Raw genomic sequence first — 19,012 nt, 5'->3', positions numbered from 1 at the left:
ATGGAAATTCTATTATCTGCCGTTGGCGTTATTACTTTAATTCTCTTGGTACTCGGACTTGGGGTTTGGGTATTCTCTGGATTAGCTATCGTCGCCTTGTTATCCCTAATTTTAATTGGCGATGTCAGTTTAGATCGCTCCGGAGCTATACTCAGTCGTATTATTTTTAGATCTGCAAACTCTTGGGAGCTATCTGCTATCCCGCTTTTTATACTGATGGGCGAGCTTATCTTTCGGTCTGATATCTCAGATAGATTATTTCGCGGATTAGAGCCTTGGACGAAAAAGATCCCTGGCGGCATACTTCACACGAATGTTTTCGGCTGTGCTCTTTTTGCTGCGGTAAGTGGTTCAAGTGCTGCCACCACCGCAACGGTGGGAAAAATAACCACGACGGAACTTAAAAAACGTGGTTATGATAGAAATTTATCCGTCGGCTCCTTAGCTGGAGCGGGAAGCTTAGGGCTATTAATTCCGCCGTCTCTTGTGATGATCGTTTATGGTATTCAGTCAGAGGTATCAATCAGTAAACTTTTTATGGCTGGTGTATTACCTGGGGTTTTGATTGCCGCCCTTTATTCTGGATACATCATCTTTCGAGCAATATTAAACCCTTCATTATGTCCACCAGAACAATCCCATACCGCCAGTAAACTTGAAAGTTTGGTTCTGCTTTTACCCGTAATTTCACTGATAGTTATCGTAATGGGAGCAATTTATACAGGTATTGCCACACCATCAGAAGCCGCCGCTGTCGGTGTATTTGCAACCGTCATTATTTTAATAAAAGAACGTCAGCTATCTTTTAAAATGATACAAGAGGCAATGATTGCCACCTTGTTAAGCTCTACCATGGTATGCAGCATATTGGTTTCTGCTGCGCTTTTATCTACCGCTATGGGCTTCCTACACCTGCCTTCCGAACTAGCTGGCTACATTGCAAGCCTGGATCTTACGCCTGCTTTTTTACTTTTAGCACTGGCAATTTTTTACATAATACTTGGCTTATTTCTAGACGGTATTTCCATCACGGTAATGAGCTTACCTATAACCTTACCCATAGTTATTCAAGCTGGCTTTGATCCCATTTGGTTTGGCGTATTTCTTGTCATACTCATAGAGCTTGGGCAAATCACACCACCAGTTGGCTTTAACCTCTTTGTTCTACAAGGTCTTACCGGAGAAAAAATAGGCAAAGTCGCAAAAGCCGCTTTCCCATTCTTTCTTCTGATGTGCTTAGCTGCATTCATACTTTGCCTAGTTCCAGAAATTGCTTTATGGCTGCCTAATGCACTTTCAAATTAGGCTTTATCCATGTTTAATAAAGCACCAAGAAAAAAGCAAAGTGATAAACAATTATGCAAGCAGTCATTTTTGACATGGATGGATTACTGATTGATTCTGAACCTTTCTGGAAGCAAGCGGAATACGATGTGTTCTCATCGGTTGGTGTTGAAGTTACGGCCGAGTTAGCGACACTAACTGCGGCAATGACGACAAGAGAAGTTACTGAATTTTGGTTTGCAAAACAGCCTTGGCAAGATGCCTCTCTTGAGGAAGTCGAAAACCGTGTCGTTGAGCAAGTCAAATATTTGATCGAGACTCAAGGGCAAGCCATGCATGGCGTTCATAACCTACTCGACTCACTACAACAAGCCAAAGTAAAAATTGGCCTTGCCACCAACTCACCAAAAGATATTATTCCTAGCGTGTTACAGCGCCTTAATATTGCAGACTATTTTATGGCTTACAGCTCAGCTGATGAAGTAAGCCAAGGCAAACCCGCTCCTGATGTTTACCAGCTAACACTGGAGAAACTTGGTATTGAAGCTCATCAGTGTATTGCTTTTGAGGATTCACTCGGCGGTATAAAAGCTGCATCAGCTGCTGGCATTAAAGCAATTGCAGTGCCCCATGCAAACGAATTTGATCATGAAAAATTTGATCTAGCAGCACACAAGCTCAAGAATTTATCCGAGTTCAACCACCAACTAGGCAAAGCGCTTTTGACTCAATCCTAAGATCAAACCAAAAACCTCAAAGCCTCATTAAGCTTTTGATATGACAAAATGCAGCGCGCCCCAACGCATCTACGTTATAACCACCTTCTAACACCGATACTACGTTTCCACCACAATAACGATCAGCCACGTCCATTAAAAGATCGGTAATCCAAGTAAAATCAGACTCGCTTAATCTTAGCTGCCCCATTGGGTCTTCTTTGTGAGCATCAAAGCCTGCTGAAATCATAATCAACTGCGGCTTGAATGTGTCCAGCGCTGGCAACAGCTGCTCAGTCATGATGGTTTGAAAAGCTTCGCTACCAGAGCCTGCTTCCAGAGGCATGTGTAATATATTATCGTGGGAAGCACCAGGATCACTGTAGGGATAAAACGGATGTTGGTAGCTGGAAGCATAAAGCACTTTCGGATCAGCTTTAAAAATGTCTTCGGTGCCGTTACCGTGATGAACATCAAAATCTACGATCGCCACACGCTCTAAACCGTATTTTTCAATGGCATAACGTGTTCCAACAGCAATGTTATTGAACAAACAAAAGCCCATAGCTTTGTCGTACTCTGCATGATGACCCGGTGGGCGAATCGCGCAAAAGGCGTTGTCCATTTCGCCAGTCATTACTAAGTCTACTGCTTTAATCACCGAACCTGCTGCATAGAGCGCAGCATCTAGCGTGTGTGGCATCATCAAGGTTTCTGGTTCTAGTTCCACATGACCTTCTTCCGGCGCTCGCGCAAAAATAGAGTCCACATAGGCTTCATCATGAGCCAGCAGCAATTGCTCTCGAGTTGCTGGATCGGACTCTAAACGACGTAGAAAATCCATCAACTGCCCCATGATCAAACGATTTTGAATCGCACCAAGGCGCAATGGAGACTCAGGATGATCTTCTCCCATATCATGCTTGTCGCAATAAGTGTGTGTGATGTAAGCCGTTGTCATCTTTATTCCAGTGTTTTTTATTTTTGACGATTTTTATTTTTTGTCTATTCTGACGTTTAACTGTTTGATATCAAGCCATACACGACGAGGACAGTCTACCCTACCATGGTCTACAATTCGTATTAACAAGACTATGATACAGTCTCAAGTCGTTGCTACTGCCTCAAAATTAAATTTTGGAGAAAATTAAGTGAGCCAACACGCATTACAATCTCTACTCGCCCCAAAGTCGATGGTGGTGCTCACTGGCGATGATGCGCACGACCCTCTCATGCTGGCACTGTTAACGTCCTTATCTCATACAAAAAAGTCCTGTCCGGTTAGTCTTGTTGGTGTTCAGCCTGCGACAGAGTTCTCTTTCCCGCTTTTTTCAACGCTCGGCGAATTAACCACAAGCCCTGATCTTGCCGTGTTAGTTGGCTCTTATTCTGCAAAAGAATGTCAACCTTCCATGGAAGACATTATTGCCGCCTGTGGCGCTGCAAACATTGGTTCTTTACTCATGTTGTCTTGGACAGGTGACAGTCAAGAATCCTTGGTTGAAGCGCTGCGCAAACACAATGTTCGACTACTTGGCCCGAACAGTTTTGGTATTTGTCGGCCGAAACAAGGCGTGTTTGCTTGGCTTGGTTTAACTCAACCATTATCGGGACGTTTAGCCTTAATGTCGCAATCTGGTACGGTCGCCAGTGCCCTTGTTGACTGGGCAACATGGCAAGGCATCGGATTTTCCCAAGTAGTTTCTATGGGGTCGCCTGTCGATGTAATGCCGTCGCAAGTGTTGGATTATTTATCCACTGATTTTGATAGTCAGGCTATTTTGATGTATTTGCAAAAAATTGGTCGCCCGACACGTTTCCTCAGCAGCTTACGCGCCACGGGGCGAAGCAAACCGGTTGCTGTCGTGACTGAGCATTCCGTCGGTGCCGATGAGCGAGTCCTCGACGCAGCACTCAGCCGAACCGGTGCAGTACGTGGACGACGCTTGAATGATTTAATTGCGGCCGCCTCGGTAATGACAAACGCCCGTCGGGTCAAAGATGGCTCGTTGTTAATTATTGGAAACGGCGCGGGGCCGGGGGAACTCGCAGCGCAGCGCGCAATGGAATTAGGCATTGATCTACTCACGCCACAAGGCGAGCTGCACAATAGATTGGAATCCACCATGGCGGGTCGTGGTGGAATTGGCCCGGTGACAACGGTTTGGGCAAGTTGCGCCACAGATCTATTCATCGATCTCGCCGCCGATGCCTTGCACAGTGAAGATTGTGGTGCTGTGTTACTAACACTAAGCCCAACGGCACTCATCGACATAGACTCATTATATGATCTCATCATTAAGTTGCATCGCACGCAGAAAAAGCTCGTCATGGTGTGCTTGCTGGGCGGCGGCAACATGACCAAAATGCGTACGCGTATTAACGAAGCCGGTATTCCTACCTTCCGTACCCCAGAAACAGCGATTGAAGGCTTTCAGTTCTTGGTGCAATTCCAGCGTAACCAATTACTCGCCAAACAATCGCCTGACAGTCACGCATTTCGTTTTAAAATTGATGTATCTGAAGCTACAAAAACGCTCAATCGTCTTTTTAAACAAGAACGTAAACAAGAACTCAAACAGATTGAAAAAACACCTTATACGGATTCATTACGAGATATTTTTGAGCTGTTTCATATTCGCTTAATTACTCGCCGTCAGGCCTCAAATCAGCTATCCGCGCCAATCCATTTACGAGTATTTCAGGATAAAGTATTTGGCCCTGCCATTGGTTTGTCATTAGAAGGTGCCCAGCAACACAAACAAGCTGAAGCCGTTGCCTTGCCGCCACTTAATACTATTTTGGCGAAAGATTTAATTCAACGCGCCTTTCCTGGTGAAGAGTCATTTGAGCTAGAAAGTTTACTGCGCAACTTATCCTCTATGGTGTGTGAATTACCTGAAATTGAAAGCCTAGAAATGGCCGATGTGAGGCTCCATGACAGTGGGAGTGTTTACGCTGACGTCTCGGCCAATCTTCGTCTTTGCAAAAATTGGCGTCGTTATGAACATCTCGCCATTCACCCATACCCAAGACAATGGGTGTCGGAGCGAGTATTGAAAAATGACGAGATCGCCACCGTTAGACCAGTTTTACCGAGAGATTCTGGCATTTTAGCCGATTTTGTTCGCAGCATGTCTCACGAGACTCGCTACTTTCGTTTTATCTCCAATATCGAAGAACTGACGCCGCGTATGCTTGCCAGCATGTCTCACATCGACTATGACCGAGAAATGGCCTTACTCGCGGTGATTCAGCGAGACGACCAAGATTTATTGATCGGCACCGCGCGATACATAGATAACTTCGACGATCAAAGTTGTGAGTTTGCCGTGGTACTTGGCGATGAATTCCAAGGTTTGGGCTTAGCTTCATACCTCATGCGACGACTAATACAAGTCGCCGCAGACAAAGGCATTCGCATAATGAAGGGAATTGTCTTAGCCGAAAACAAACGCATGATCGACTTCTGTCGTCATCTAGGATTCACCATCCAGCGAGATCCAGATGATTTTGGTCAAATGATTGCCAGCATTAAGCTGACACCGAGTTTGCTTGAGAAGTGCCGAAACGAAGCTTCCTAGCGAAGTACTTCTATTTCTACCTCAATAACACCATCTCGAGTATTACCGATGCGCTGAAAAGCCGATTTACTCAGGTCAATAATGCGGCCACGAACGAATGGTCCACGGTCATTAACTCGCACTACGACACTTTTGCCATTGGCGACATTGGTGACTTTTACTTTAGAGCCAAAAGGCAATCGTTTATGAGCGGCAGTCATGGCTTTTTGATCAAACAATTCTCCGCTAGCCGTTTTGCGCCCTTGATACTTCATGGCGTAATAACTGGCTCCGCCGCTTTCTTCAAACCCTACTGAATCGGAGCGACTGATTGGGCCACTTGCGCATGCGGTTAAAACAAGAGACAAGATTACCCAACATAAGGTGCTAATTTTTCGCATTGTTTTTTCTTTTCCTTTAAGTCGCTTTGATTTTTAGATGCTATGCTATTAACCCATAGTAACAGATACGTCCATCTAGCAAACTCAACCTTGCGAAACATCAGTCAGCTTCTTGTCAGGTTTTTGGTGTATATTTCTATTCTTTGTCTGAATGCTTACAGCAACTCTCAACGTGGCAATGCACCAACATAAGTTGCAAGTATGGCTAACATCACCAGAGACGCCAATAATATCTGCTCATTTAAGGTATGCTTCGCGCCATTAATACTCACTGATTTTTTCGACAGATAGACATGACTTCTCGCTTTTTATCACTTTGTAAAACGCCTTCTCGTTGGCCAACAACCTGGCGATTAACCGTATTATTAGCGGTATCTTTTGTTTTAGTGGTTTGTTTTGAATACGCTAATTTGCCCGCTGCTCTGCTACTTGGCCCGATGATTACAGCGATTATTTTAGCCACCTGCGGTGCAGGCATGAAACTACCAAAGCCAATGTTTTTAATGGCTCAAGGTGTTTTGGGTATGATGATAGCTAACAGCCTTCCACTGACAGTCTTTGCGAAAATATCCATGGAATGGCCATTGTTTCTAATTGGCACTGTCTCGACGATTGTCGCATCCAGCTTTTTGGGCTGGCTGCTTAGTCGTAGCGGATTATTGCCCGGCACCACTGCCATTTGGGGTTCTTCTCCCGGCGCGGCATCCGCAATGACTATTATGTCTGAGTCTTACGGAGCGGACATGCGACTGGTCGCTTTTATGCAGTATTTACGTGTGGCTTGCTGCGCTATCGCAGCAACGATTGTTGCGGCGATATTTCACGTCGATGGTGTTGCAGCTGAACCGATTGACTGGCTTGGCGTGTCGTCATGGTCTGGTTTTGGCATTACGCTATCAGTCATTTTGGTAGCGAGCATTGCGGGTGTAAAACTGCGCTTACCAAGTGGGCCTTTGCTGCTTTCTCTTGCAGTAGGGTTGGTGATCAAGTTCTCCGGTATTTTACCGATTGTTCTGCCCCATTGGTGCTTGGCGATTAGCTTTGCAATGCTGGGTTGGGGGATTGGCTTTCGCTTCACTCGACAAGTGTTGCAGCACGCTTGGCATGTCTTTCCTCATGTATTAGGTGCAATTCTGGCGTTGATTGCGATTAATGCTTGCTTGGCCATGCTTTTGATTACTTTTGCCGATATCGACCCGCTCACGGCTTTCCTTGCCACCAGCCCAGGCGGGGCTGATTCTGTTGCTATTATTGCCGCATCGACTAATGCCGATGTTTCGTTTGTTATGGCCATGCAGGTTGCTCGCTTTCTATTGGTACTAATTGCAGGACCAATGCTTGCTCGCTGGCTTTCAACAAATAAGACCGCCTAAACGAAAAAACCACCCGAAGGTGGTTTGTTAATCATGATTTAGCTCTGACATCTAACTGGCTTGCTGGTCAAGATTTTCTGGACCAAAGGAGAAGGGTAACAGCTCGTTCATAGTGAGGGATTTTCTCACACCTTCTGCGCCACAAATATGAATCATGGTATCCACAGAAGAAAACTCTCGAATCTTCTGACGGCAGCCACCACAAGGAGTTACCAATTCCTCACCTTTACCAATCACAAAGATATCTTTGATCAGCGTATCGCCACCCAGCACCATAGACGCAATCGCGCCCGCTTCCGCACAGGTTCCTTCTGGAAACGCAGCGTTTTCCACGTTGCAACCAGAATAAATCCTGCCACCAGCCGTTAAAATCGCCGCGCCCACATGAAAGCGAGAATAAGGCACATAGGCTTTATTCATCGCTTCTTTAGCCAATGCAAATAATTCAGCGCTTTGCTCCTTATTTGGCATGTTAGGCTCGTTCTTTCACGTAAGGGCGACCGATAGCTTTTGGCCCAACAGCTTTGCCGATGAAACCTGCCAATAACAAGACAGTCAACACATAAGGCAATACTTCGATTGCTTGCACTGGTACTTCACCAATACCTGGAATCACCACACCCTGCATACGAACCGCAACAGCGTCTAAGAAACCAAACAACAAACAAGCAAGTAATACTGGAACTGGACGCCATTTACCAAAGATAAGCGCAGCCAATGCCATGTAGCCTTTACCCGCGCTCATGTCTTTCAAGAAACCCGCGTTATGGGCTGTAGACAAATACGCGCCAGCAAGGCCACATAAAATGCCACAAATAATCAAAGCGCGGTAGCGAATGAAAGACACTGAAATGCCAGCCGTATCAACCGCATGAGGGTTCTCCCCCACCGCACGAAGGCGCAAGCCAAAGCGAGTTTTGTAAATTATCCAATAGGTCACTGGCACCATAACAAAGGCCAAATAAACCAAAATGTTATGACCGCTAAGCAAATTCGAATAGATTTGTCCGATCACAGGCACACTCTCCATTGCATCAGCAAATGGGAAAGTAATGTCTAAGAAGCGCGCATCACCAACCAGTGCCGGTGTTTGTCCGCCCATACCAAACCAGTGCATAGACAAAGTAACCGTCAAGCCCGCCACAATAGTATTAATCGCCACACCAGAAACGATGTGATCGCCGCGGTGAGTAATACAAGCGAAGCCGTGGATCATAGCTAAGCTAACAGAGGCCAATATGCCAAAGCACAAACCTATCCAAGCCGAACCAAAAACAGCGGCTGCGGCTGCTGCAGCAAAGGCACTACCTAAAATCTTACCTTCTAGACCGATATCAACAATACCCGCACGTTCAGAATACAAGCCAGCTAACGCAGCAAAGATAAGCGGGGTGGATACGCGCATTGTCGCGTCTAACATGAGTATTAATGTTTCAAACATAGTTTTCCCCTACGCGACCGCTCTGCGAATAAAAAAGCCTTCGATACGATCCTTGAACATATGCTCAAGCGCACCAGAGAATAGAATCACTAAACCTTGAATAACAACGACAATCTCAGGCGTAATGGTTGGGATTTCAAATGCTAACTCAGCGCCTCCTTGGTACAAGGCACCAAATAGAATAGCCGCAAGAATAATACCAATCGGATGATTACGTCCCATCAAGGCTACAGCAATACCAGCAAAACCGTAACCTGCCGTAAAGTTAAGCAATAAGTTATGGTTAACACCCATAATTTCGTTAAGCCCAACAAAACCTGCCAAGCCACCAGAAATCAACATAGCCCAAATAGTCACTTTTGCAGTATCAATACCAGCGTAACGTGCGGCCGTAGGGTTAGTTCCTAGCGTACGCAGCTGATAACCCCAACGGGTGTGCCAAATCAATCCCCACACAAACACGCAACACAACAAAGCCCAAATGAAAGCAAGGTTCAGCGGTGAGTCACCAATTTCGATCCCCAATGGAGAAAGCAGTTCATGTAAATAAGGCAACCAAGCACTTTCTTCAAAAGTTCGGCTATTTGGCGCCATACGGCCATCTTCTTTTAACCAGTTTACGATCAAGTAAACCATCAAAGAAGAAGCAATAAAGTTAAACATGATAGTGGTGATAACAATGTGGCTACCGCGACGAGCTTGTAAATAAGCTGGAATGTAGGCCCATGCAGCCCCAAAAACTGCCGCACCAATTACAGCCAAAGGCGCAATCACATATAATGGCATGGTGTGATCCAGTGACAAACAGATCAAACCAACACCTAGACCACCAATATAAGCTTGCCCTTCACCACCGATATTGAACAAACCACCTTTAAAGGCTACAGACACAGCTAAGCCTGTAAAAATAAGGTTTGTTGCGTAGTAAAGCGTGTAACCAATACCTTCGTCGTAACCAAAAGCGCCATAAATAAGATATCCAGCAGCTTCAATTGGGTTTTCACCAATGGCAAGAATCACCAATCCAGAAACCAAGAAAGCCAACATAATATTTAGCACAGGAATAAGGGCAATATTTACCCAAGTAGGGACTTTCGCCTGACTCATGCGGACACCCCTTCTTGCTCTTCATTGAAAGCATTAGCCATCATCAGGCCAAGGGTTCGTTCATCGGCATCTTTTGCATCAAGCTCACCGACAACCGCACCGTCAAACATCACAATGATGCGATCACTCAGTGCCATAATTTCATCCAACTCAACGGACACAAGTAAAATGGCTTTACCTGAGTCTCTTAATTTAACGATTTGTTCGTGAATATTTTCAATTGCACCAATATCAACGCCACGAGTTGGCTGGCCAATCAATAATACTTCAGGGTTTTGCTCAACTTCACGGGCAATAACTATTTTTTGCTGGTTACCACCGGAAAAATTCGCCGTTTTCAAATGAGGATTCGGTGGACGCACATCCCAAGCCGCCATGCGCTCATTGCATTCATCGAGCATTACCTTGCGATTCATTAGAATTTTGCCATTATAAACAGGCGAATTATGATAGCCCAACACAGCAGCTTCATACGCTTCAAAACCAGTGACCAACCCCATTTTGTGGCGATCTTCTGGCACATGAGCCATCTTCAAATCACGCATTTGTGCAGCATTTTTTGGCGCTTTCGCAGTGATAACTTGACCAGCAAAGTGAATCTCGCCCTCGTCCATAGGTGTGATACCAGATAGGACATTCAATAATTCACTCTGCCCATTGCCAGATACGCCAGCAATACCCAGAATTTCACCAGCACGCAGCTCTAGACTTACATTCTTTAAGCGTTTAACGCCTTGGCTGTCAAACTGCGACAAGTTTTGCGCAGACAACAGCACTTCACTGGGTTGAGCTTCATCTTTATCGACTGTTAAACGGACTTTTTTGCCCACCATCAATTCGGCAAGATCTTCCTTACTGGTGTGAGCGGTTTCTCGATGAGCAACCATTTCGCCTTGGCGCATCACCGACACATTGTCGGTGGAAGCCATTATTTCACGTAATTTGTGGGTGATTAACAATACGGTAACGCCCTGATCTTTTAGGGCTTTTAGAATGCGAAACAGGTGATCTGCTTCTTGTGGTGTCAATACGCCTGTGGGCTCATCCAATATAAGGATGCGCGCGCCACGATATAGCGCTTTTAAGATCTCAACTCGTTGCTGTAAACCAACCGGAAGTTCCTCTACGATTGCATCTACATCAATATCCAAACTGTATTCATGAGCTAGTCGCTGCAATTCTACGCGCGCTTGACCGATACCATTCTTCAGTACCGCGCCACCTTCTGCACCTAGAATCACGTTCTCAAGAACACTAAAATTTTCTACCAGCATAAAATGCTGATGCACCATACCTATGCCAGCATTAATAGCATCTTGAGAGCTACGAATATCAACGCGCTTACCATCCACTTCAATGTGACCCGTATCGGCTTCATAAAAGCCATAAATGATACTCATCAAAGTAGACTTTCCCGCGCCGTTTTCACCGATAATACCGTGAATCGTGCCAGCTGGAACTTGTAAGCAAATGTCTTTATTGGCCTGAACCGCACCAAAACGTTTACTGATGTCTCGCAATTCAATTGCGTATGGCATTGTTTTATTCGTCATATCTAAAAGTAATTCATCTGCTTAAAATGGAACACACTAGAACAAAAAAGACAGTTACCTGCTCAATGCAAGTAACTGTCTTATGATGTAACTTAGTAGTTACAAGTGTTATCTGACATATAATCGTGAACTTTAATTTCACCACTGATGATTTTTGCACGAATTTCTTTCATTTTCGCTTTCATATCATCTGTAATTAAGCTTGCGTTGTTGTCATCTAGAGCCCAATCAACACCACCGTCAGCCAAACCTAAAACAACCAAACCAGGTTTCCAAGTACCAGCTGCCGCATCTTTGTACGTTTTGTAAGCCGCTTGATCTACGCGCTTAACCATAGACGTTAGCATGGTGCCTGGCTGAACATGGTTTTGGTTTGAATCTACACCAATTGCCAATTTACCTTCATCTTTTGCAGCTTGGTATACACCGATACCTGTACCACCTGCAGCCGCAAACACAACATCTGAGCCTTTAGAGAACTGGCTCTTCGCCAATTCAGAACCTTTTGTTGGGTCATTAAACGCCGCACCAGTAGAGCCTGTCATATTCTGCAAAACAGTGGCATTAGAAGATTGGTATTTAACGCCTTGCTCATATCCGCAAGCAAACTTACGAATCAGAGGAATATCCATACCACCGACAAAGCTTACAGTATTAGTTTTAGAAGCCATTGCAGCCAAAGCACCAACAAGGAACGAGCCTTCGTATTCTTTAAAAACAACAGACTGAACATTTGGAAGATCAATAACGCCATCTATAATAGTGAAGTTGACTTCAGGAAAATCTTTCGCGACTTTCTCAACCGCAGAAGTCATGTTGAAACCAACGGTAACGATAGGAGAATAACCACGTTTAGCAAGGCGGCGTAGCCCTTGCTCTACCTGAGCTTCGTTCTTAGGTTCAAATTCTCGAACCTGAATGCCCGTCTCAGCCGTGTATTCTTTCACGCCATTGTAAACGCCTTCGTTAAAAGACTTATCAAATTTACCTGCTTGGTCATACACAACCGCTGGCTCTGTCGCAGCGTGAGCCATGGTTGATGAGATAGCAAGCGCTGTTACGGACGCAAGAAAGACAGCTTTCATTCCAATTCCTCTTATATATGTAATTTAATCTAGGCAACCATAAACCCTGCCTAACTGGTCAAAAATAAACCGATTAGCAAAATACCGCAATGTAATCTGCACATTTTAAGCAACATTTTTACGTATTTACAAAAAGCCCACTCGAAAATAATTTTTCTGAGTATTTACTTAACCAACAAACTGAGTAGCAATTCTCATGCCTAACCTAAACAATCGGTCAAGATTGGCAATTAATACAAAAAACAGTACTACGCTGAGCTTGGCGAATCTCTTTAAGTGGTTTACTACATATGACACAAGCTTTATTAGCTCGACCATAAACTGCCAACTCCTGTTTAAAATAGCCAGGTTTTCCATCACCGCCAACAAAGTCTTTTAGCGTCGTTCCGCCCTGTTTAATGGCAGCCGCTAGCACTACTTTAATGCACTCAACTAAGCGAGCCAAACGTGCTTTGCTAATGTTACCCGCCAAACGATCGGGACGAATCCCCGCCTTAAATAAGGCTTCATTGGCATAAATATTCCCTACACCCACTACCACTTTACTATCCATAATAAAGGTCTTAATTGGAACCTTGCGACCTTTCGCTCGGACATACAACATATCCGCATTGAACATGTCAGACAAAGGCTCTGGGCCTAAGTGTTTGATTAGCTCATGCTCATGCCAATCTTCCGTTGTCCACAGAATGGCACCAAAGCGACGAGGATCTGTATACCGCAACCACACATCATCATCCGCAAAACAAAAATCCACATGATCATGGAACAATGGCGGCGTCTCGGCTGGCACAAAATATAAGCTACCAGACATACCAAGATGAACAATCAAGGTGCCTTTTGACGTATGAATGCCAATGTATTTACCACGACGAGAAAGATGAGTAATTTCCTCACCTACCATTTCTGAGCTTAACTCAGGGGTGATTAACCAGCGCAGCTTTGGCTGACGGATATCGACCCTAGCGAGAGAGCGCCCAACTAATTTGGGTTCGATGCCACGTAAGGTGGTTTCTACTTCTGGTAACTCAGGCATAAGTAATCTCCTGTAAAACCTTAAAAAAGATCATCTCACCATCTCATGGGATTCAGTTTCATGTAAATACACAAGCAATATTGACCAAACGAACAAAGTGTTTCTATTAGATACAAAAAAACCGACTCATTGAGTCGGTTCCTTTTGACAAAGAAAGAAAATTATTTAATTTTCGCTTCTTTGTACATAACGTGCTTACGTACAACTGGATCAAACTTTTTCATTTCAAGTTTGTCAGGAGTATTTCGCTTGTTCTTGTCAGTTGTGTAAAAGTGACCAGTACCAGCAGAAGATACCATGCGAATTAGATCGCGAGCGCCTTTAGAAGCCATGATTCAGATCCTTATACTTTTTCGCCGTTGGCACGAATTTCAGCAAGAACTGATTCAATACCTTTTTTATCGATAATACGCATACCTTTAGAAGATACACGTAAACGGATGTAGCGGTTTTCACCTTCGACCCAAAAACGGTGCCAATGAAGGTTAGGAAGAAAACGACGCTTAGTACGGCGTTTTGAGTGAGAAACGTTGTTACCTGTAATAGGACGTTTCCCAGTAACTTGACATACGCGAGACATAATTAAATACCTTTTGCTATCCAGAAAGATTATTGGAAGTGTTTCACTTCCTCAGGCGGAGCATGATTCCTTATGAATCAAAAAAATCCCATACCGAGGATATAGCGGCGCGCATTTTCCCATAAGCCAACCCATTGAGCAATTCTTTTGTTAAAAAAATGATCAATTGACTCTGTCGAACAAAAAGCATCAAAGAAAAACATAATGGCGCTCCTTATCGAATCCAACATCTACCTCTGCAGAACCCGACTATGTTCTTCTAATACTGTGTTCTTCTAATACTATGTTTTTCTAAAAAGACAACGTAGCTAACACCTCCCTCTAAACTAAGGATACTAACGAGTTTTAGCTTTCTGTCGTTGATCTAAAGATTAAGCCTTAAATTAGAATAAATTTCTTCTATTAGTAACTTAGGAACACCCCACTCTTGGGCTAAAGTCGGCCATCTGGAGACACATTCGATCGTTTCATCGACGATACTGTCAATTTTGCTCTTGCCAAATAAGGGGCTGAGTTTCTCTAGACTATAAAAATCAGCTCGCGTAAAACCATCTCTCTTTCCATTTAAACTCATCCAATGGCTATTAACCCACTTACTTCCGGGCTTGTAGCTATAAGCCAAATCATAGGCAGGGGCTAAAGACCAACCCTCATCTCTCAGAATGAAAGCAAAATTTTTGGCATGATCATCATGATTCCGAGCAATAATATTAAATACCATACGCTTTAATATCTGCAGGGCATCAGTTGCAGGCAGTTTTAATTGCCGAGCCACACTGAATATTTCTGCATAGGAAAATGAGCCTGGTTTATTGTAGTCAACATGGGCCAACCCATTGAGCGTCTGGACATGGACTTTGGTATTACTTACGCGATCAAAACGCTGCGTTATAAAGTGCCGCCTGCCACCTTCTTCAAGCAACCTACAGGGCATCATTTCAATACCACAACTTTTGGCCATCAAATAATAAACAAATTCCATAGCTCCGTAACCTAAGGGATCCCCAAATGTCTCTTGGTTCTGATTGTGTTCATTTACACCATCAAATTTCATTAGGTAATGAGTAAAGCCTTCAGGAACGGTCGTTTGCCCAGAGCGAACTTGAGTAAAGTCTTTATTAAATGCCAGTACAGCCTTAGGTCTTGCTCCGCCAGCACTCATACCAACAGAGAGTAACGACAGCATTGCCTCTCTTTCTTCTCGTCCATCCTTATTAAGCTCTACCTCAAATACACCACGAGAATCTAAAATTTCTTGTGCGATTGAAACAAGTGATTGAATTTCTACTTGCTGTGATGCATTCAAGCTACGCAGCTTTGTAGCGGGTGAATACTCCAAAGCCCCCATACCTCTTTTCCCTGTGTATTGAAGCCGTTGTAGAGGAGAAATATCATTAGGAGACTTACCTTGACTTGCCACCCAAGCATTAAGAACTGAGTTACCAAAGTTATCGGGGAGAGAATCTGCTATTAAGCCTGGCAAGCCTTTAAAGGTATTAAAATCAAGTTCAGGAAAACTAAAAATCCGTCTGGATAACGGCATTTTAAGAGGAGAAAGCTCTATCCCTTTTTTTATAAAACTTGCTGTATATTCAAAAGCTCCTATGCCTTTTTCGACATCAAAGCTTACAGCCCCAACATCATGACCTTGATAAGAGACCTTAATAACTTCCATTACCATTCTAATCTCCCTTTATTATTTTCTCGATGCACTCCTGACGCTCGCTGCCGTTTTTTGCCCTCTAGCTTAGCCAGTTGCAATGGTGATATTTCTTGTTTTGGCAGGAATAAATTCAATTGATCCGTTAAATTCAGTGCAATCATGATTGCCACAAACACTTCTAATTGAACTTTCCCTTTTTCGGCATTTAAAACCGTTTTCCGAGCAACGCCAGCAAGTGCCGCGACCTCAGACTGAGTCAGATTAAGATTCAACCTAGCCTGCTTTAAACGTTCACCAAGCTCCTCTGAAAGAGCGGCCGCAGATTTTTCAATAGTCATACAAGGTTCCAATATAGTGACATTGTAAGATTAAAATAACCTTTATGTCCTAAATTTAGAACTTTCCGACCAGATCATCAAGAAAAACAACACTAAGTCCTAAAACAGTTACTTTGACACCTAAAAACCCATATAAAGTAACCAAATAGGGATCTTAATATAAATGAGAAAATTAAATCACATACAAACTACTTCTCATTTTTCTATTATCAGACTTAAAAGCAGTACCTAAACCAATCCTCTCTCTGCTAACGACACAGGCAAGCCATCACCGACGACAAAGTGATCAAGTAATCGCACATCGACAAGATCTAGTGCTCGTTTAATTTTATCGGTAATACTGATATCTGCCTGACTAGGTTCTGCGATACCGCTAGGATGATTGTGAGCAAGAATGACCGCGGCGGCGTTATATTGCAGCGCAGCTTTAACGACTTCACGGGGGTAAACCGCCGCAGCGTCAATGGTTCCCATAAAGAGTTCTTGATAGCGAATTAATCTGTGTTGGGTATCCAAAAAAAGCACCGCGAAGACTTCTCGTGGAGAATGACGCAATTGGGAAGAAAGATAGGTTCGAACATGTTCCGCACTAGCGAACACCGTTTCGCGCATCAGCTGTTCTTGTAAATGACGCTTAGACATCTCAAGTACAGCTTGTAACTGGGTATATTTAGCATCACCAAGACCCAAGCCTTGGCAAAACTCTTCTCGACTGGCCGACATTAAGGAACGCAACCCACCAAACTGAGCCAGTAGTTGTCGAGCAAGCTCTACCGCACTGATACCTTGGGTTCCAGTACGAAGAAAAATAGCCAAGAGCTCAGAGTCACTTAGCGCACCTGCACCTTGCTGGATTAACTTCTCGCGCGGCCTTTCTTGTTCAGGCCAATGTTTAATACTCATGATCTACTCCTTGATACATGATAATCTTGCTCTTATTTAGACAAGCAAATGATAGCGGCGGCGTATACATAACCGCAAAAGGCTTCCTGCCTTATTTGTTAACCTTATCTATCACAGATCGAATTGAGAAGTTTTTTTATGTCAAATCTCGTTCAAAAACGCATTTTATTAGGTATTACTGGCGGCATCGCAGCTTATAAAAGCATCGAGTTAATTCGTTTACTAACTAAGGCTGGCGCTGAGGTGCAAGTCGTTTTAACAGAAGGCGCAAAGGCTTTTGTCACGGAAATGACCTTACAAGCGATTTCTGGCCATCCAGTACGCAGCACCTTATTAGACCCAAATGCCGAAGCGGGAATGGGACATATAGAACTGGCAAAATGGGCAGACTTAATTGTGATAGCACCCGCTTCTGCTGACTTCATGGCACGTTATGCTCAAGGTATGGCAAATGATCTATTAAGCACCTTGTGTTTAGCCACAGAGTCACCTGTATTACTTGCCCCTGCAATGAACCAAGCCATGTGGCGTCATCCTGCAACACAAGCCAATGCAAAACTACTCACCGAACGAGGCGTATTAAATATCGGACCTGCTGATGGTGCGCAAGCTTGCGGTGACATTGGGCCTGGGCGCATGAGCGAGCCGAGTGATATTTTCAATGCGATCTCTACTCACTTTGAAGACGCCTCTGTTACACAAGACCTAGCTGGACAACATTGGGTTATTACCGCAGGTCCAACCATGGAAGCCATCGATCCAGTTCGCTTCATCAGCAATCACAGTTCTGGAAAAATGGGCTACGCTCTTGCTACTGCTGCGATAACTCGCGGAGCAAAGGTCACATTAATAAGTGGCCCAGTGCAAATAGCCACACCAGCTGGCGCAAATATCATTGCTGTAAAAAGTGCCGATGACATGCTGGCGGCTTGTGAGCGAAGCATGAACACACAAACCGATGTGTTCATTGGTGCCGCTGCGGTTGCAGACTTTAAAATGAAAGCCGCTAACAACCAGAAGATGAAAAAGCAATCCGATACCGATGAAATCACCCTGACATTAGTAAAAAACCCAGACATCATCGCGACACTTGCTCAACAAAAACGCGCCAAAACTATCGTTGGCTTTGCAGCAGAAACACAAAATGTGATCGAATACGCGAAAAGCAAGTTAGAGCGCAAAGGACTGGATATCATTATCGCCAATGATGTTTCTCGTGCAGACATTGGCTTCAATCAAGACGAAAACCAAGTCACCATCATTACGAAAGATAAAACATGGTCACCTGACAAAGCCACAAAAAGCGAGCTAGCAAATCAACTCGTTGAATTTATTCAGCAACACATTAAGTCATCGTCTTAGCAGTACTTACAAATTTAGAGAAAAAGAGAAGATAAACATGAAACAAGCTATTCAATTAAAAATCCTTAGCGACAAAATCGGCAAAGAGATTCCGCTGCCAACCTACGCAACTGAGGGTTCTGCTGGTTTAGATTTGCGCGCTTGCCTTGATCAAGCAATTGATCTTGCTCCGGGTGAAACGACACTACTACCAACTGGTTTGTCTATTTATATTCAAGACCCAAATCTGGCTGCGACGATTTTGCCTCGCTCTGGATTAGGTCATAAACATGGTATCGTTTTGGGTAACTTGGTTGGTTTAATCGACTCAGACTACCAAGGCGAACTAATGGTTTCCTGTTGGAATCGCGGTAATACGACATTCACTATCGAACCTGGTGAGCGTGTTGCGCAATTAGTTCTACTACCTGTCGTTCAAGCTGAATTTAATATTGTTACTGAATTCGAAAGCACTGAGCGTGGCGAAGGCGGCTTTGGCCACACAGGCACAAAATAAGCAAAAAATACACGAAAAGAGTGAGATTAATTCACCCTTTTCGTGTTCGTTACCATATTCATTCACCCATCATTCATCACACAAACGAAATTAACTTTCATAAGTCTAAAC

The 19,012-nt window shown here is 44.0% G+C and carries 19 protein-coding genes; 6 read left to right on the top strand and 13 right to left on the bottom strand.

The genetic code is table 11. The annotated features are described in order from the left end of the window. Together B6N13_RS01235 and hxpB are read left to right on the top strand one after the other, a co-directional pair. Positions 1 to 1,305: a TRAP transporter large permease subunit gene (locus B6N13_RS01235; protein WP_169458202.1), complete on the top strand. Its 1,305-nt coding sequence runs from the start codon at positions 1 to 3 to the stop codon at positions 1,303 to 1,305. 53 nt (positions 1,306 to 1,358) lie between these two features. Next, positions 1,359 to 2,021 (top strand): hexitol phosphatase HxpB, encoded by a 663-nt coding sequence (gene hxpB, locus B6N13_RS01230; RefSeq protein ID WP_169458201.1) that lies wholly within the window; start codon positions 1,359 to 1,361, stop codon positions 2,019 to 2,021. Between the two features lie 16 nt (positions 2,022 to 2,037). On the opposite strand, the gene B6N13_RS01225 is transcribed toward hxpB, so the two are convergent. Further along, positions 2,038 to 2,961 (bottom strand): histone deacetylase family protein, encoded by a 924-nt coding sequence (locus tag B6N13_RS01225; RefSeq protein ID WP_169458200.1) that lies wholly within the window; start codon positions 2,959 to 2,961, stop codon positions 2,038 to 2,040. Between the two features lie 190 nt (positions 2,962 to 3,151). Between B6N13_RS01225 and B6N13_RS01220 the strand changes: the two genes are divergently transcribed. Continuing rightward, positions 3,152 to 5,584, top strand: coding sequence for a GNAT family N-acetyltransferase (locus B6N13_RS01220; protein ID WP_169458199.1), 2,433 nt, complete (start codon positions 3,152 to 3,154; stop codon positions 5,582 to 5,584). Here the strand turns inward: B6N13_RS01220 and B6N13_RS01215 are convergent. Beyond that, a complete protein-coding gene (locus B6N13_RS01215; RefSeq protein WP_169458198.1) occupies positions 5,581 to 5,964 on the bottom strand; it encodes a septal ring lytic transglycosylase RlpA family protein in 384 nt (127 codons plus the stop codon). The genes B6N13_RS01220 and B6N13_RS01215 overlap by 4 nt on opposite strands. Before the next feature lie 293 nt (positions 5,965 to 6,257). On the opposite strand from B6N13_RS01215, the gene B6N13_RS01210 reads away from it, so the two are divergent. Beyond that, a complete protein-coding gene (locus B6N13_RS01210; protein WP_169458197.1) occupies positions 6,258 to 7,337 on the top strand; it encodes an AbrB family transcriptional regulator in 1,080 nt (359 codons plus the stop codon). Positions 7,338 to 7,388: 51 nt separating this feature from the next. Here the strand turns inward: B6N13_RS01210 and cdd are convergent, their stop codons facing one another. From cdd to radC, 11 genes are all read right to left on the bottom strand, one after another. Further along, positions 7,389 to 7,808, bottom strand: coding sequence for a cytidine deaminase (gene cdd / locus B6N13_RS01205; RefSeq protein ID WP_011978465.1), 420 nt, complete (start codon positions 7,806 to 7,808; stop codon positions 7,389 to 7,391). A 1-nt stretch (position 7,809) separates the two neighbouring features. Continuing rightward, complete coding sequence (locus tag B6N13_RS01200; RefSeq protein ID WP_169458196.1) at positions 7,810 to 8,778, bottom strand: ABC transporter permease; 969 nt, start codon at positions 8,776 to 8,778, stop codon at positions 7,810 to 7,812. A gap of 9 nt (positions 8,779 to 8,787) precedes the next feature. Next, complete coding sequence (locus B6N13_RS01195; RefSeq protein ID WP_011978463.1) at positions 8,788 to 9,885, bottom strand: ABC transporter permease; 1,098 nt, start codon at positions 9,883 to 9,885, stop codon at positions 8,788 to 8,790. Beyond that, entirely contained in the window at positions 9,882 to 11,438 is a 1,557-nt protein-coding gene (locus B6N13_RS01190; protein ID WP_011978462.1) for an ABC transporter ATP-binding protein, read from the bottom strand. The genes B6N13_RS01195 and B6N13_RS01190 overlap by 4 nt, the downstream gene beginning before the upstream one ends. Before the next feature lie 92 nt (positions 11,439 to 11,530). Continuing rightward, positions 11,531 to 12,523: a BMP family ABC transporter substrate-binding protein gene (locus tag B6N13_RS01185; RefSeq protein WP_011978461.1), complete on the bottom strand. Its 993-nt coding sequence runs from the start codon at positions 12,521 to 12,523 to the stop codon at positions 11,531 to 11,533. A gap of 217 nt (positions 12,524 to 12,740) precedes the next feature. After that, a complete protein-coding gene (gene mutM / locus B6N13_RS01180) occupies positions 12,741 to 13,559 on the bottom strand; it encodes a bifunctional DNA-formamidopyrimidine glycosylase/DNA-(apurinic or apyrimidinic site) lyase (RefSeq protein ID WP_011978460.1) in 819 nt (272 codons plus the stop codon). A 161-nt stretch (positions 13,560 to 13,720) separates the two neighbouring features. Beyond that, positions 13,721 to 13,891, bottom strand: coding sequence for a 50S ribosomal protein L33 (rpmG, locus tag B6N13_RS01175; protein WP_011978459.1), 171 nt, complete (start codon positions 13,889 to 13,891; stop codon positions 13,721 to 13,723). An 11-nt stretch (positions 13,892 to 13,902) separates the two neighbouring features. Further along, a complete protein-coding gene (rpmB, locus tag B6N13_RS01170) occupies positions 13,903 to 14,139 on the bottom strand; it encodes a 50S ribosomal protein L28 (RefSeq protein ID WP_011978458.1) in 237 nt (78 codons plus the stop codon). A 364-nt stretch (positions 14,140 to 14,503) separates the two neighbouring features. Further along, complete coding sequence (locus B6N13_RS01165; protein ID WP_169458195.1) at positions 14,504 to 15,820, bottom strand: type II toxin-antitoxin system HipA family toxin; 1,317 nt, start codon at positions 15,818 to 15,820, stop codon at positions 14,504 to 14,506. Continuing rightward, positions 15,814 to 16,140 carry a helix-turn-helix domain-containing protein gene (locus tag B6N13_RS01160; protein WP_011978454.1) on the bottom strand — a complete coding sequence of 109 codons (327 nt, stop codon included), beginning with the start codon at positions 16,138 to 16,140 and terminating at the stop codon, positions 15,814 to 15,816. Before B6N13_RS01160 ends, B6N13_RS01165 begins: the two co-directional genes overlap by 7 nt. Positions 16,141 to 16,368: 228 nt before the next feature. Then, entirely contained in the window at positions 16,369 to 17,043 is a 675-nt protein-coding gene (gene radC / locus B6N13_RS01155; RefSeq protein ID WP_011978453.1) for a DNA repair protein RadC, read from the bottom strand. Positions 17,044 to 17,181: 138 nt separating this feature from the next. On the opposite strand from radC, the gene coaBC reads away from it, so the two are divergent. Together coaBC and dut are read left to right on the top strand one after the other, a co-directional pair. Beyond that, complete coding sequence (gene coaBC / locus B6N13_RS01150) at positions 17,182 to 18,405, top strand: bifunctional phosphopantothenoylcysteine decarboxylase/phosphopantothenate--cysteine ligase CoaBC (RefSeq protein WP_011978452.1); 1,224 nt, start codon at positions 17,182 to 17,184, stop codon at positions 18,403 to 18,405. Positions 18,406 to 18,442: 37 nt separating this feature from the next. After that, positions 18,443 to 18,901 carry a dUTP diphosphatase gene (gene dut / locus B6N13_RS01145; protein ID WP_011978451.1) on the top strand — a complete coding sequence of 153 codons (459 nt, stop codon included), beginning with the start codon at positions 18,443 to 18,445 and terminating at the stop codon, positions 18,899 to 18,901. Positions 18,902 to 19,012 lie beyond the last annotated feature (111 nt).

The organism is Marinomonas sp. UCMA 3892 (assembly GCF_012726345.1).
Classification (GTDB): domain Bacteria; phylum Pseudomonadota; class Gammaproteobacteria; order Pseudomonadales; family Marinomonadaceae; genus Marinomonas.
This window is presented reverse-complemented; position numbering and strand designations above follow the sequence as displayed.

Excerpts from the sequence above, each read along its gene's own strand:
- B6N13_RS01200 (WP_169458196.1), bottom strand. The coding sequence starts at position 8,778 with ATGTTTGAAACATTAATACTCATGTTAGACGCGACAATGCGCGTATCC.
- mutM (WP_011978460.1), bottom strand. The coding sequence starts at position 13,559 with ATGCCTGAGTTACCAGAAGTAGAAACCACCTTACGTGGCATCGAACCC.
- B6N13_RS01210 (WP_169458197.1), top strand. The coding sequence starts at position 6,258 with ATGACTTCTCGCTTTTTATCACTTTGTAAAACGCCTTCTCGTTGGCCA.
- cdd (WP_011978465.1), bottom strand. The coding sequence starts at position 7,808 with ATGCCAAATAAGGAGCAAAGCGCTGAATTATTTGCATTGGCTAAAGAA.
- B6N13_RS01185 (WP_011978461.1), bottom strand. The coding sequence starts at position 12,523 with ATGAAAGCTGTCTTTCTTGCGTCCGTAACAGCGCTTGCTATCTCATCA.
- B6N13_RS01225 (WP_169458200.1), bottom strand. The coding sequence starts at position 2,961 with ATGACAACGGCTTACATCACACACACTTATTGCGACAAGCATGATATG.
- coaBC (WP_011978452.1), top strand. The coding sequence starts at position 17,182 with ATGTCAAATCTCGTTCAAAAACGCATTTTATTAGGTATTACTGGCGGC.
- rpmG (WP_011978459.1), bottom strand. The coding sequence starts at position 13,891 with ATGGCTTCTAAAGGCGCTCGCGATCTAATTCGCATGGTATCTTCTGCT.
- B6N13_RS01215 (WP_169458198.1), bottom strand. The coding sequence starts at position 5,964 with ATGCGAAAAATTAGCACCTTATGTTGGGTAATCTTGTCTCTTGTTTTA.
- B6N13_RS01160 (WP_011978454.1), bottom strand. The coding sequence starts at position 16,140 with ATGACTATTGAAAAATCTGCGGCCGCTCTTTCAGAGGAGCTTGGTGAA.
- B6N13_RS01195 (WP_011978463.1), bottom strand. The coding sequence starts at position 9,885 with ATGAGTCAGGCGAAAGTCCCTACTTGGGTAAATATTGCCCTTATTCCT.
- B6N13_RS01165 (WP_169458195.1), bottom strand. The coding sequence starts at position 15,820 with ATGGTAATGGAAGTTATTAAGGTCTCTTATCAAGGTCATGATGTTGGG.
- B6N13_RS01235 (WP_169458202.1), top strand. The coding sequence starts at position 1 with ATGGAAATTCTATTATCTGCCGTTGGCGTTATTACTTTAATTCTCTTG.
- rpmB (WP_011978458.1), bottom strand. The coding sequence starts at position 14,139 with ATGTCTCGCGTATGTCAAGTTACTGGGAAACGTCCTATTACAGGTAAC.
- hxpB (WP_169458201.1), top strand. The coding sequence starts at position 1,359 with ATGCAAGCAGTCATTTTTGACATGGATGGATTACTGATTGATTCTGAA.
- dut (WP_011978451.1), top strand. The coding sequence starts at position 18,443 with ATGAAACAAGCTATTCAATTAAAAATCCTTAGCGACAAAATCGGCAAA.
- B6N13_RS01190 (WP_011978462.1), bottom strand. The coding sequence starts at position 11,438 with ATGACGAATAAAACAATGCCATACGCAATTGAATTGCGAGACATCAGT.
- radC (WP_011978453.1), bottom strand. The coding sequence starts at position 17,043 with ATGAGTATTAAACATTGGCCTGAACAAGAAAGGCCGCGCGAGAAGTTA.